Annotated in this window: 11 protein-coding genes; 4 read left to right on the top strand and 7 right to left on the bottom strand. The window is 36.3% G+C overall.

Annotation, left to right across the window (positions count from 1 at the left end; genetic code table 11):
* The first annotated feature begins 169 nt into the window (after positions 1 to 169).
* From VB248_RS19920 to VB248_RS19930, 3 genes are all read left to right on the top strand, one after another.
* Positions 170 to 1,414, top strand: coding sequence for an MFS transporter (locus VB248_RS19920; protein ID WP_323298590.1), 1,245 nt, complete (start codon positions 170 to 172; stop codon positions 1,412 to 1,414).
* Between the two features lie 258 nt (positions 1,415 to 1,672).
* On the top strand, positions 1,673 to 2,803 hold the full coding sequence (locus VB248_RS19925) for a glycoside hydrolase family 88/105 protein (protein WP_323298591.1): 1,131 nt from the start codon (positions 1,673 to 1,675) through the stop codon (positions 2,801 to 2,803).
* Between the two features lie 394 nt (positions 2,804 to 3,197).
* Positions 3,198 to 4,718 carry an ATP-binding protein gene (locus VB248_RS19930; protein ID WP_323298592.1) on the top strand — a complete coding sequence of 507 codons (1,521 nt, stop codon included), beginning with the start codon at positions 3,198 to 3,200 and terminating at the stop codon, positions 4,716 to 4,718.
* 25 nt (positions 4,719 to 4,743) lie between these two features.
* On the opposite strand, the gene VB248_RS19935 is transcribed toward VB248_RS19930, so the two are convergent.
* Both VB248_RS19935 and VB248_RS19940 read right to left on the bottom strand, forming a co-directional pair.
* A complete protein-coding gene (locus VB248_RS19935) occupies positions 4,744 to 5,217 on the bottom strand; it encodes a hypothetical protein (RefSeq protein ID WP_323298593.1) in 474 nt (157 codons plus the stop codon).
* Between the two features lie 56 nt (positions 5,218 to 5,273).
* The gene (locus tag VB248_RS19940; protein ID WP_323298594.1) at positions 5,274 to 5,990 is read right to left on the bottom strand and encodes a methyltransferase domain-containing protein; all 717 of its coding nucleotides are present in this window, start codon (positions 5,988 to 5,990) and stop codon (positions 5,274 to 5,276) included.
* 109 nt (positions 5,991 to 6,099) lie between these two features.
* Here VB248_RS19940 and VB248_RS19945 point away from each other — a divergent pair, with 109 nt between their 5' ends.
* Entirely contained in the window at positions 6,100 to 6,888 is a 789-nt protein-coding gene (locus VB248_RS19945; RefSeq protein ID WP_323298595.1) for an SDR family oxidoreductase, read from the top strand.
* Positions 6,889 to 7,052: 164 nt separating this feature from the next.
* On the opposite strand, the gene VB248_RS19950 is transcribed toward VB248_RS19945, so the two are convergent.
* The 5 genes from VB248_RS19950 to VB248_RS19970 form a co-directional block, all read right to left on the bottom strand.
* Positions 7,053 to 7,412 carry a DUF2834 domain-containing protein gene (locus VB248_RS19950; RefSeq protein ID WP_323298596.1) on the bottom strand — a complete coding sequence of 120 codons (360 nt, stop codon included), beginning with the start codon at positions 7,410 to 7,412 and terminating at the stop codon, positions 7,053 to 7,055.
* 24 nt (positions 7,413 to 7,436) lie between these two features.
* Positions 7,437 to 7,763: a helix-turn-helix domain-containing protein gene (locus tag VB248_RS19955; RefSeq protein WP_323298597.1), complete on the bottom strand. Its 327-nt coding sequence runs from the start codon at positions 7,761 to 7,763 to the stop codon at positions 7,437 to 7,439.
* Positions 7,764 to 7,767: 4 nt separating this feature from the next.
* Complete coding sequence (locus VB248_RS19960) at positions 7,768 to 8,106, bottom strand: type II toxin-antitoxin system RelE/ParE family toxin (RefSeq protein WP_323298598.1); 339 nt, start codon at positions 8,104 to 8,106, stop codon at positions 7,768 to 7,770.
* 268 nt (positions 8,107 to 8,374) lie between these two features.
* Positions 8,375 to 10,825, bottom strand: a complete 2,451-nt coding sequence (locus VB248_RS19965) for a glycoside hydrolase family 95 protein (protein WP_323298599.1) — start codon at positions 10,823 to 10,825, stop codon at positions 8,375 to 8,377.
* Positions 10,826 to 10,948: 123 nt separating this feature from the next.
* Complete coding sequence (locus tag VB248_RS19970; RefSeq protein ID WP_323298600.1) at positions 10,949 to 13,093, bottom strand: hypothetical protein; 2,145 nt, start codon at positions 13,091 to 13,093, stop codon at positions 10,949 to 10,951.
* Positions 13,094 to 13,149 lie beyond the last annotated feature (56 nt).

Below are 13,149 nucleotides of genomic sequence, written 5' to 3' on the forward strand. Positions count from 1 at the left end.
TGTTGATATAGGATTTCAAAAGTCGGATTTCGGATTTATTAAATGTTTTCTTTTGACGTATTTTATTAAAAATAAAGTCATTTTATCCATTTCCGAAATCAGAAATCCTAAATAATTTAGAAAATTCGTACACGACCAACTCATCATCCATAATTCCTAACTATTACTTATGACAGACTCATCGTTAAAACAATCTCCTTACGAAGCCCTCAAATACCCACAGTTTGTTGCCTTTATTTTTGCCAATAGTTTTGTTACAATGGCATTGTTGATGCAAGAAGTAATTATTGGATATTCAATTTACAAAATCACTCACGACCCACTGGCACTTGGTTTAATTGGCTTGGCGGAAGCTTTACCCTATATTTCTTTGGCACTTTTCGGTGGACACTTTGCTGATAGAAGAAATAAGAAAACTATTATGCAAGTAAGCTTGGCGTTTATTACAGTTGGTTCTATTGTACTCATCTGGGCGACTAATCCCGGCAATCATCTTAGCCAAACTCAAGTACTTACCATTGTTTATGGAGTAATTATGCTAATTGGTTTTTCAAGAGGTTTTTACAGTCCTGCTTCAAGCTCTTTAAATCCATTTTTGATTCCTAAAGAAGTATTTGCCAATGCTGCTACTTGGCAGAGTTCATTGTGGCAAGCGGGGGCAATTTTAGGCCCGGGTTTTGCAGGTTTCTTGTACGCTTATTTAGGACTTACACATTCGCTTTGGTGCGTAGTAGGTTTATTCTGTGTGGTAATGATGCTGATTTCTACCATCACTGCCCCACCAATTCCTGCACAAAATGAACAAAAAGTAAATATTTTTTACTCTCTTCGTGAAGGAATCGTTTATGTTTTCAAAACAAAAGTGATTTTATATGCTATCTCATTAGATTTGTTTTCAGTACTTTTTGGTGGTGTAATTGCCTTGCTTCCAGTATATTCAGAAGACATTTTGCACGTTGGAGCAGAAGGACTGGGCATTCTTCGTGCTGCCCCTTCTATCGGAGCAGTACTTTCTATGATTGTAATGGTTTATTATCCTCCGCTCAACCAAGCTTGGCGAAATCTTTTATTGGCAATTGCTGGCTTTGGTATAGCTACTTTGGTTTTTGCTATTTCTACCAATATTTGGCTTTCAGTGGTTGCACTGTTTTTTACGGGTGTGTTTGATAGTGTGAGTGTAATTATTCGTCAAACAATTTTACGTTACTTTACTCCCGACGAAATGCGAGGAAGAGTATCTTCTGTAAACGGTATTTTTGTAAGTTCTTCTAATGAATTAGGTGCTTTTGAATCAGGCTTAATGGCAAAATTACTTGGAACAGTTCCTTCAGTAATTTTCGGCGGAGCAATGACGATGATTATCGTGACGATTGTATGGTTTAGGTCTAAAGAGTTGTTTAAGATGAAGATTTGATTTTTGGGACTTGAGGACTTGAGGACTTGAGGACTTGAGGACTTGAGGACTTGAGGACTTGAGGACTTGAGGACTAAAAAAATTGTTACTATCCCCTATAAGTTCCCTTGTTCTCATTTTTTGTCCTAAAGTCATAAAGTCCTAAGTCCTAAAGTCACAACCAAAATAAGTAGAAAAAAGCCTTTAACTGCTTGATAGGGTAATTGAATGAACATTGTTCTTCGATTACCCTTTTTTTTGATTTTAATCTTCAAAACCATGCAAAAAAAGAATTTCATAAGGTGGGCTTTGCTCCTACTGATTGTTCCGCAAATTCATGCTCAAAAACTGCCTAAGAAAAAAGATTTACTTCATGCTTTGACTATCGCAAATGACTATTTTATGACAAAATGGTCGGATGTATCTGCTCCCATTGTTCGTCCTGATAAAACTCGCCCAAGTAATATTTGGACTCGTGGAGTATATTATGAAGGACTCATGGCACTGTATCAGGTTGACCCACAGAAACGCTATTACGACTACGCTGTGGCATGGGGAGAAGCCCACAAATGGGGTTTAAGGAACGGTATCAAAACCCGTAATGCTGATGACCAATGCTGTGGACAAACCTATTTGGATTTGTACTTAATCGACCCAAAACCAGAAAGAATTCGTGACATCAAAGCGTCTATTGATAGTATGTTGGTAACTACTAAAAAAGATGATTGGTCGTGGGTAGATGCACTACAAATGGCTATGCCAGTATTTGCTCGTTTGGGAGTAATGTACAAAGACGATAGATATTTCGAGAAAATGTACCAAATGTATATGCACACCAAAACCATTCATGGCGACAAAGGTTTGTATAATCCAGTTGAAAAACTTTGGTGGAGAGATAAAGATTTCGACCCTCCCTATATCACAAGTACAGGTAAAAATTGCTATTGGTCACGTGGGGACGGCTGGGTTGTTGCGGCTTTGGTGCGAGTATTAGAAATTTTACCTAAAAATGCCCCACATCGTGAAGAGTACGAAAAAACCTATTTAGAAATGATGCAAGCTTTGCCTCCGCTTCAACGTCAGGATGGTTTTTGGAATGTCAGCTTAATGGATGAAAATGATTTTGGAGGAAAGGAATTAACAGGTACTGCTTTGTTTACTTATGGAATGGCTTGGGGAATCAACCACGGATTACTTAGTAAGAAACAATACTTACCAATCATCGCCAAAGCAACCAACGCCATGCTGAAAGACTGTGTACAGCCCAACGGTTTTTTGGGTTATGTACAAGGCACAGGAAAAGAGCCTAAAGACGGTCAACCATTAAGTGCCGACAAACAACCCGACTTTGAAGATTTCGGATTAGGCTGTTTCTTGTTGTCGGGAGCAGAAGTGTTGAAAATGAAGTAGGTGGTGTATCATATTGTTATCTCTATCAAAACGGTTTGGGGTTAAATCCAAACCGTTTTGATTTTTGCTTTAACCTTTGGTTTTTACTTTATGCCTCTTCAATCTTACTTTATGGTCACTATATTTAACAGTATCTTGAATTGATTTTACTTGATACTTATTTAGTCTTACTTTATGGCTATTTCATTTTACAGTATTCAAAACTGATTTTACTTGATGCTTATTCAATCTTACTTTATGACCTTTTTGTTTTACAGTATCCCATTCTAAAGTAACTTGACAGTATTAGGGATAAAAACGGAATTACTACTACCTTTTCTACTATTCATAATTTCCTGATAGACAAAAAGCGAAGGTAAAAAATTGTATTTTTGTATAAAATAGCTTAACAAACATGATACAAAAATATCCCGTAGGCATTCAAGACTTTGAAAAGCTTCGTAGCGAAAACTTCCTTTATGTTGACAAGACTGAGTTTATTTACAAAATGGCAGACATAGGAGGCTATTATTTTTTGTCTCGTCCACGCAGATTTGGTAAATCGCTTTTTATCAGCACTTTGGAATGTCTGTTTTTAGCTAAAAAAGAACTTTTCAAAGGTTTATACATCGAAGACAAATGGAATTGGGAACAAAGCAATCCTATTATCAGAATGTCGTTTAGTAATATTGGGCATAAATATTTGGGACTGAAAGACGCAATTGACAAACGATTAGATGAAATTGCTGAAGAGTATAATCTTAGCTTAGTAGCTCCGAGTATCGACCAAAAATTTAAAGAGTTAATCCAAAAACTCTCAGCCAAACGTGGTAAAGTAGTAGTACTCATAGACGAATACGACAAACCCATTATTGATTATTTAGGCGAAAACCCCGATAAGGCTATCGAGAATCGGGATATAATGAAGGTTTTTTATTCTATCCTAAAAGATGCTGACCCACACTTGAAATTAGTGTTTATCACAGGAGTTTCTAAGTTTTCAAGAGTAAGTATTTTTTCGGATTTGAATAATTTAGATGATATAACGATTGATTCTCGTTTTGCTGGATGCTGTGGAATCACCGAAGAAGAATTGGCTGATAATTTTGTAGAAGAACTAAAAACTTTGGATAAACAAGAAATTAAACGTTGGTATAATGGCTATACTTGGGATTCATCAACCAGCGTGTATAACCCTTTTTCATTATTAAACTTTTTTAGAAAAAAGACATTTCAAAACTACTGGTTTGAAACAGGTACGCCAACTTTCTTAATCAAACTGGCAGAAAAAACGCAGTTATACGATTTCAGTGAAGTAGAAATTGGTGCAAATGCCTTGGCAGCTTATGATATACAGAAATTAGAACTGATTCCTCTGATGTTTCAAACTGGCTATTTGACGATTAAATCATATAGTCCGATGAGTGATGTGTACATCTTGGGTTATCCCAACAACGAAGTCAAGAAGTCTTATATTGAAGTATTAATGGCAGCATATAGTCAGAGTGATTTGGGCTATGGAGTGGTTTATGTTGATAAAATCAGGCAATTATTAGAAAAGGGTGAAATTGAACGTTTGGAGGGAATCCTAAACACTATTTTCAAATCATTACCGTATGAATTATGGCAAAAAGAAAATGAGCATTTTTATCATGCTATTATTCATTTGACTTTCTCGCTATTGGGTGTTTATATTCAATCAGAAGTACAAACTTCGGATGGACGAATGGATGCTTTGATACGCTTGAAAGATTTTGTGTATTGTATAGAATTCAAATTGGATGAATCGGCAGAAAAAGCGATTCAACAAATCAAAGACAAAGGTTACTTAGTCCCTTTTTCAGCAGAAAACAAAAAGTTAGTAGCCATAGGTATCAATTTTTCAAGGGAGAAAAAGAAGGTGGAGGAAGTGAAGTGGGAAGTGATAAAAGCCTAAGCCCTTCAATTATCGAAGGAAAAACCTATAACCAATTGGGAATGTAATCTATATCCCAAACGCCATGAATATAAATAGATTCAGGAAATCGACTGCCGCCAATACCGTAAATAACGATATATTTCTTTGATGCAGTAAAGCTTTTTGTTAGAAAGAAATTATCAAAGGGATATTTTTTTTCAATTATACCATAACTGTTTATTCCTTTTTTCACTGTCAAACCAAAATGAATTGACATAAGCTCTAAATCTTCTAATGAATATCTTTCATGGAATGTTATTAACGCATCAATGGATGGGGCATTGAACAAGTAAATTCTTAGGTTGTCGATTTCAATAAATGAATTTTTGTAAAAATTAAAATCCGCTGTTGTAAGCCAGTTATCGTATGTTTGCTGAACATTAAAATGATTTACTCCATCGAAAAAGACATATTTGTCAATTTTTTTGCATAAAAAATCTTTGTCTAATCTTGATTTATTCGACTCCATTTTAGCCATTTTAAATTTTATTTAGTTAATAATTTTCAAATAGTTATTAATTCCATAAATGAATACTATCCCTCACAAAACAAAACTACTTCCCAACGGAAAGCCCATTTCCATTTGATAGAAAAGCGAGTGAAGCCTGCTTTTTGAATGATATTTTCTAAATCTGTTTTTCGGAAGGCACGCCACACTGATAGCTTAGCGTCATTTTTTACTAAGTATGATTTTAAGAATAATTTGGTAATCCAAGCGATGGAATGATAGGCAAACCAGTGTCGGTGAATGTCGTTAATCACAATCGCTACACGACTTTGCTGTTTGAGTTGCTTGAGTAATTTCACTAAACTTTCATCATCAAAATGATGACAAAAGAGCGTCATAGTAACAATATCAAAAGAATGTTCTTGAAATGCTTCAGCAAAAATATTTTGATGCAAATACGTTATTTCTGGAAATTGAGCTGTTCTTTTTTGGGCAAACTCAATCATAAAATCGTTGGCATCAATGCCGATTAGTGTTGTTTTTAACTGCTTTTTTCTTGCCCATTTAGCAATTACCATCAACATATCACCTCCGCCACAGCCCAAATCTGCTATTTTATAAGTACTTTGTATAGGCTTTGAAGCCTTTAACACAGTTTCTAATCCACTGATAGTTACCTGATTTCCGCCCAAGTATTGATTGATGATTGCCAATTCTTCCAAATTCTGACGGAGGGCATCATTATCTAAATCTAAGTCATCAATCAGTTCTTTTTCTGTACTTCTAAATGATAAATCTGGCATATCTTTGTTGTTGAATATTCATTACTTTACTCATGCCATGACTTTGAGTCATGGCATGAGTAAAGTAATGAGTAATTATAAAGTAAAAATAGGTTAATTTCCTTAAAACATGAACTTAGATTTAACAGATAAAAACGCCATCGTGTGCGGTAGTACGCAAGGACTTGGGCGAGCTTCGGCTATTGAATTAGCTTTACTTGGAGCAAACGTAACTTTGGTTGCTCGAAACGAAGCCACACTCAAGGAAACTCTCAAAAGCTTAGATAGTTCAAAAGGGCAGCAACATACTTATTTTGTCGCTGATTTTTCTAAACCAGAAGAAGTAAAAGCAGGCATTGAAAAACATCTTGAGTCAAATCCAAATGTTCATATTTTGGTGAATAACACTGGTGGCCCAGCAGGCGGAGCGATTTTGGAGGCTAAGATTGAAGAATTTACACAGGCATTTTCTAATCATTTAATTTGTAATCATATTTTGGTTCAAGCTTGCGTACCAAGTATGAAAGTAGCAGGTTTTGGTAGAATTATTAATGTGATTTCTACTTCGGTAAAACAACCAATCAATGGCTTGGGTGTATCGAATACTACTCGTGGAGCAGTGGCTTCTTGGTCAAAAACTTTGGCAAATGAGTTAGGACAATTCGGTATTACGGTCAATAATGTTTTGCCGGGTTATACCAAAACAGCACGTTTAGACTTTGTAGTAAATGCCAGAGCAAATGCCGTAGGTTTGGCTAAAGAGGAAATGGAGAAAGTATTTCAATCGGATATTCCAGCAGGAAGATTTGGCGAAGCAGAAGAATTTGGAGCAGCAGTAGCCTTTTTGTGTAGTCCTGCCGCCGCTTACATCAACGGAGTAAACTTACCCGTGGATGGCGGAAGATTGTCTTGTATGTAAAGAAAAGCAAAAGGGTATTTTATATTTAGGATTTCTGATTTCGGAAATTGGATAAAATGATTTTTTTAAATAAAATACCTTAAAAGAAGTCGTTTAATAAAGCCGAAATCCGACATCTGAAATCCGAAAACAATAACTTTCTTATCCTTTGTTCACTATTAAGTTTAGATTGATTCCTTCTCTTTTGTTTTCAGGTGTCGTTCTCTCATAAACAAAAAGAGTGGAAAGGCAAAAGCGAAAGCAATGAAAAAAGTTAGGAATATATACAACCATACTCTTTTCATTTGTAAGCGAATACCTTCAAAAATCATGAATGAAGTGCCTGCAATAGCACCAGTCCAAAAATCAAGCGTGAGACTTTTAGCATAGAAATTATCAATCCAAGTACTGCTAATAAATTCAAGCACATCAAAACTACCTTGATGTGCTATCACACCCAACATAACATAATAATAAGTATAAGCTCCTCCAACAATGCTTAGGAGAAGATAGCAATAATGTTTTTGATGGAGGAGTGATTTCATGGGATTGATTTTGCTGTAAAAGCTTTACACAAGTTGAAGGTACTGATTTTCAATGGTTACATTGAAGTGTATATCTGCTTTTAAAGCTTTAAAAACTTTAAATACAGTATCAATAGTAGCACTATTAGAACTGTTTTCGAGTTTTGAAATTTGAGATTTCTGTACGCCAACAAGTTGCCCTAGTTGTTCTTGAGTTAAGTTTCGTTCTAATCGAGCGGCTTTAATCATTTTACCAAGCATTTCCATACGAAGTTCATATTCGTATGCTTCTCTTTCTAAAGTTCCTAATTTACCGATATACTTATCTTTCATTTCCTCAAGGGAATATGACTTTATTTCTGTACGTTTCATTTTTTCAGTTGAATAAACTTTCAAAATACTTTGTTCTAATTCTTATAGCTCTTTCAATCTCATTTTTAGGTACTTTATCTACTTTTTTTATGAAACCATGCGTGGCGAAAACTAAAGTATTTTTGCCGTCTGTCTTATCCCAGAAGGCAAGTAAACGAATTTGAAGTCCGGCATAGTTAGTACGAAATTCCCAAATATCGTGTTGAAGTTTTTTGAAAAGTTTTGGGTCGTTGGTTTGTTCGGCAATCTCAACATTATACAGAATTTTCTTTATGATTTTACTATCAAGTCCAGCTATAAACTTGTCAGCTTCTTCTAAAAATCTTGTTTGAAAATACCGCATCTTTTGTTGTAGATAAAATTTGTTTCCAAATATAGCAACTTTTAACTCTAATTGAAATCGTATTCTAAAAAATTAATGTTGCGAATTTTGCTTTGAAAGTAAAGTTTCTGACTTTATATCTTCACGATTGTTCAGAATTAGATTTATGATACTCTATCAAACAAGATGAGGATTACAACAAAAAAATATTGAGAGACTTTTTTTAGAAAGGCTTTAAAACAATACGGCAAGCATGATTTAGTTTCATGCCTGCCCTATCAAAATTAACTTATAAACTCTTTAAAACATAAACGCCACCTTTTACTGTTTGGAACTCGTATGCGTTGAAGTTTTTAGCTTTTTTCAGGCTTTGTTTTCCTGTTAATTGCAATGTATTGGGCGTTTTGATGATACAATTTCCTCCCAACGATGAACGAATGGTTAATTGTGTTACTTGTTTGTTTTTCCAAGTAATGTCGATTTCAAAACCGCCACGGGCTTTCATTCCTTTGATTTCACCCTCTTGCCAGTCGTCTGGAATAGCAGGTAAAATGTTTATCAAACCATCATGACTTTGAAGTATCATTTCTGAAATACCCGAAGTACCGCCAAAGTTGCCATCTATTTGAAAGGGTGGATGAGCACAGAATAAATTAGGATAAGTACCGCCTCCTTTTGTATAGTTTGTCCCTTCCATCCCTGTTAGTTTCAATAATTCACGAACTAATTTATAAGCATGGTTTCCATCGTGTAATCTGGCCCAGAAATTGATTTTCCATGACTTACTCCAGCCTGTTCCGTCGTCGCCTCTAATTTCCAAGGTTTTCTTGGCGGCGTTTGAAAATTCTGGTGTACGTAAAGGTGAAATCTGGCGACTTGGGTGCAAAGCAAACAAGTGCGAAACGTGTCTGTGTTGTGGGTCTTCGTCTTCCCAGTCTTTGTACCATTCTTGTAAATTTCCTTTTTTACCAATGTGCAAAGGATATAGTTTCGCTTTTTTGGCGATTAATTCTTTTCTGAAAGCTTCATCAATGCCCAATTTTTCAGAGGCTTCGATGGTATTGGTGAACAAATCCCAAATAATCGCCATGTCCATTGTAGTTGCCACAGAAACTGAACCCTTCAAACCTTTTTCGGTAATAAAAATATTTTCGGGCGAAGTAGAAGGTGCTGTTACTAAGTATCCATTTTTGTCTTCAACCAACCAATCTTCACAGAAAATAGCGGCTTCTTTCATTAATGGATAAGCTGTGTTGGCTAAGTAATTTTTATCCCCTGTAAAAGCGTAATGTTCCCAGAGGTGTTGGCTCAACCAAGCTCCGCCCATTGCCCAGTTTGCCCAAGAAGGTGAGCCTTTACCTTTGTCTCCCACAGGATTTGAAAGCCCCCAAATATCAGAGTTATGGTGAACCGTCCAGCCACGAGCATTATAAAAATGTTTAGTAGTTTCTTTACCCGTTTTAGCCATGTAGCCAATCCATTTCAATAATGGCGTATGCAATTCTGAAAGATTACACATTTCTACCATCCAATAATTCATTTCTGTATTGATGTTGGTGGTGAAATTACTACTCCAAGGCGGACGAACAGAGTTGTTCCAAATTCCTTGCAAGTTGGCAGGGATGCCGTCTGGACGAGAACAAGAAATCAATAAATAACGACCAAACTGAAAATATAGACTTTCTAAAGCTGAATCTTTTGCCCCATTTACATATTGAATTAGACGCTCGTCTGTAGGTAAATCTACACTTGGATTTCCGTTCAAAGAAAAGCTTACTCTTTTGAAATAACGTTGATAATCAGCGATATGAGCTTGTTTTAAAACATCAATATTTTGCTTCAATGAAGCCTGTAAATACTTTTCAGCAATGGCTTTTTCGTCCTTTCCTTCCGAATCAGGACATTTATCAAAACCATTGAAACTACTTCCTACCGAGATAATCAAAACAGCATCGCTTGCACCCGAGATAGAAATTCCAGATGTATCAGTACTTACTTTTCCATCGGTTGATTTTACTTTAATTCGCCAGTCGAAGCGAACGCCCCCACAGCCTGTTGGATCTTCATAAATCACAGGTGTCGGATTATAGTCAACATAATTTGGGTCGGCGTGGGCAGGCGTTTTTCCACGAACTACCAATTGGTCTGTACCTAAAACCGACTTTTTGATAGGGTGTTGAGCTTTGGTAGAGGCTGTGAAATTCAAAGCACCTTTTGTACTTGCTTTCAAATGAATAACCATTACTTGTGCAGGAGCAGACACAAAAAACTCACGTGTAAATTCTGTATTGCCTACTTTAAAACGAGTAGCGGCTGTGGCATTATTGATATTCAAATCTCTGTAATAATCGCTTACTTCTCCTTTTAAATCTTGTTTCAACAATAAATCACCCAAAGGCTGATAAGCCTCAGAATACAAGCCTTGTAGCTTTTGAGTTAGCTGTTCGGCTTTTGCATAATCTTCATTAAAAAGTGCTTCTCGTACTTGTTGAAGATATCTTGAAGCATCAGGATTGGGATGATTATTCACAGGTTTTCCCGACCAAAGGGTTTGTTCATTCAACTGAATCAATTCATTGGCAGGTCTTCCGAAAATCATTGCTCCGATGCGTCCATTACCGATTGGCAAGGCTTCATTCCAATTTCGGGCTGGCTGTTTATACCAAAGTGTTAGGTTCTTTTGGGCAAACGAACCCAACGTAACACCCAGCATCAAAATAGCTAAAAAGGTTTTTTTCATGTATTTATTGTTTTGAAAGATATTTGTTTTATTTAATTAGTGAATTGTGAATGAGTGATTTAGTGATTTTTTTGTGAAATCAAATGTTAAAAAACTCCTCATTCTTCACTCAAAACTCATCACTTAAAAGATTTTTCTCAGTCCTTCCCAGCGTACTTTCCATTGACCGTTTTTAGGAATACCTGGATTAGTCGTTTTACAACCATCATAGCCTGCACACATCATGGCTACTGCCGCTAATAATCCTCCGTTGCCTGGCAAGTACAAACGCAAACGAGCGTCTTGGAAATTATGACCGTTAGGCAAATAGGTATTCGTTTTAATGTCCATCATCAAAGCATCAATTGCTTTTTCTGGCTGATTCAGTCGAGTGGCTGTCATGGCAACCATTGGGAAATCCCAACCCCAAGTATCGTCCCAATGCCAAACTTTCCAGATTTTATCAAAAGTATTTTGCATGATTTTTTTATCAAGCATTTTACTTTCTGGCAACATTCCCAAAGTACAAAGTACACTCGGATGGTCTGTTAAGTACACAGGATTGGTATAGGAATCCGTAGCATTTTCGGTAGCCAAGTACAGATTATCTTGAACAGGCAGCGGCGACAGTTTCGCCAAAACTTCATCCCATTTTGTATTTCTTTTCAAACCCAAACGTTCACGCCAAATTTGTGCTGTTGATAATCCCCATTGCCAATAAGCCAATTCATAAGTCGGATTAAAAGTATCTTCGGGCTTGAATCGCTCTTGAGCAGGAATTACTCCTTTTCCTAAAATATATCGCCCTTTTTCTGGGTCGAAGTAAGCGTAGGAAGCCATAAATTCGGCAGTTTTGAAAACCAAATCTTGATACTTTACTAAAGTTGTTTTACTGGGATTTTTACGAAAAGCCAATTCAGCAAAAGTGATAAAATGGGGTTGTTGCCAAAGTAAATACGCCCCCACCGACGAAGGTGCTTCTTTGCCTTCGGGGTCGGTCATTTTTTGCCAACGAATCCCTTCAAAACCTTGTCTTTCAGCAATTTTTCTAGCTTCTGGCTCTACTTTTTTGTACCAAGCCATACTCTTTTCGAGCAATTCCGTTCTGTTCCACAAAGCAAAATGAACACCGTGCCACCAGTGCATTTCTAAATGTGGCTTGCCAAACCAAGAATTATAAGTAAGTCCAGTTTCTTGTGGAGGCTCGTTATTGGCACATTGAATTTTGGTCAAATACTGCGAAAGGATAATTCTTCGCTCCAATTCATTGGCTCGTGGGTCGCTACTTCCAGCAAAATCAACCGCAGCACCAGTACTCCAAAAAGTTTTCCAAGCCACTTTTGTACTCAATAAAGTACTATTAAAGTTGGGAATACTTTCTTGATTGGTTTTTTCAGAAAAGAGTACACTAAATTCAAGCGTATTAGATTTTGTGTCGGGACTGAGTACAAAATAATGTGCTTCGCTTTTACTTACTTTATTTTTTTGATTACTTAAAATACTTACAAAATATTGATTATCATTAAGTTGATGTTTGAATCCAATAGCGTTTCCTTTTGAATAAATAATAGAAGATTGATGTTTGTCGGCGTCGGCATTCGTCCAATTGTTTCCTTCATCCGTAAACTGATTTGTAGGGTAAGGAAAACGCAAACGGTACTTCAATTGTCCCGTTTTCAATAATTCAGATTGTACTTTTACCGCAATCAAATCTTTTTGTGAATGAGCTACCGTAATTACTTTTACGGGAACATTTTCTACCGAAAACTGACTGATAATTTCACCTGTGTAAGCATTTAAGGTTTGATGAATATTACTTAAATCTTGTGGATTTACTTTTGTACCATCTTTTTTGAACAACTCAAAACCAAGATTTCCTAATTGTAAACGATGCGGGTTTTGACGAAGAAAATTATTAGCTGCCTTTGCTCTTTCTGTATTTGAGGCTTGAACGGCATAAGGTACTTTTCTACCATGCGAACTGATTTCTTTTAAAGTTTCTTCAATTTTATAATTTTCAGTATTCGGAAAACGATGCCAGCCCCAAACCGACTGCGTGCCGAGCGATATACCTTTGGCATAAAAATTTGGAAAAGTTTGCAAGCCCGTAACATCGACAGTAAAAGCAAAAGCTCCATTTCCGACCGACAACGAAGCTAAAGTATCAACTTGATTTACTACAACCGTGTGGCGTTCGACCAAGGCTTTTCGATTGATTTTTTGTTGTGAAAAAGTATTTTTAGCAAGGCAAAGAATGAGAAAACAGCCAATAAATATGAGGTTTTTCATAGGAAATAAAAGGTTGGAGTTGAGCGAGTACTTATTAAAACAAAAGCCAAAAAACG

This window comes from Arcicella rigui (assembly GCF_034929435.1).
Taxonomy (GTDB): Bacteria; Bacteroidota; Bacteroidia; order Cytophagales; family Spirosomataceae; genus Arcicella; species Arcicella rigui.

Coding starts and splice junctions, on each gene's coding strand:
- VB248_RS19920 (WP_323298590.1), top strand. CDS start 170: ATGACAGACTCATCGTTAAAACAATCTCCTTACGAAGCCCTCAAATAC.
- VB248_RS19925 (WP_323298591.1), top strand. CDS start 1,673: ATGCAAAAAAAGAATTTCATAAGGTGGGCTTTGCTCCTACTGATTGTT.
- VB248_RS19930 (WP_323298592.1), top strand. CDS start 3,198: ATGATACAAAAATATCCCGTAGGCATTCAAGACTTTGAAAAGCTTCGT.
- VB248_RS19935 (WP_323298593.1), bottom strand. CDS start 5,217: ATGGCTAAAATGGAGTCGAATAAATCAAGATTAGACAAAGATTTTTTA.
- VB248_RS19940 (WP_323298594.1), bottom strand. CDS start 5,990: ATGCCAGATTTATCATTTAGAAGTACAGAAAAAGAACTGATTGATGAC.
- VB248_RS19945 (WP_323298595.1), top strand. CDS start 6,100: ATGAACTTAGATTTAACAGATAAAAACGCCATCGTGTGCGGTAGTACG.
- VB248_RS19950 (WP_323298596.1), bottom strand. CDS start 7,412: ATGAAATCACTCCTCCATCAAAAACATTATTGCTATCTTCTCCTAAGC.
- VB248_RS19955 (WP_323298597.1), bottom strand. CDS start 7,763: ATGAAACGTACAGAAATAAAGTCATATTCCCTTGAGGAAATGAAAGAT.
- VB248_RS19960 (WP_323298598.1), bottom strand. CDS start 8,106: ATGCGGTATTTTCAAACAAGATTTTTAGAAGAAGCTGACAAGTTTATA.
- VB248_RS19965 (WP_323298599.1), bottom strand. CDS start 10,825: ATGAAAAAAACCTTTTTAGCTATTTTGATGCTGGGTGTTACGTTGGGT.
- VB248_RS19970 (WP_323298600.1), bottom strand. CDS start 13,093: ATGAAAAACCTCATATTTATTGGCTGTTTTCTCATTCTTTGCCTTGCT.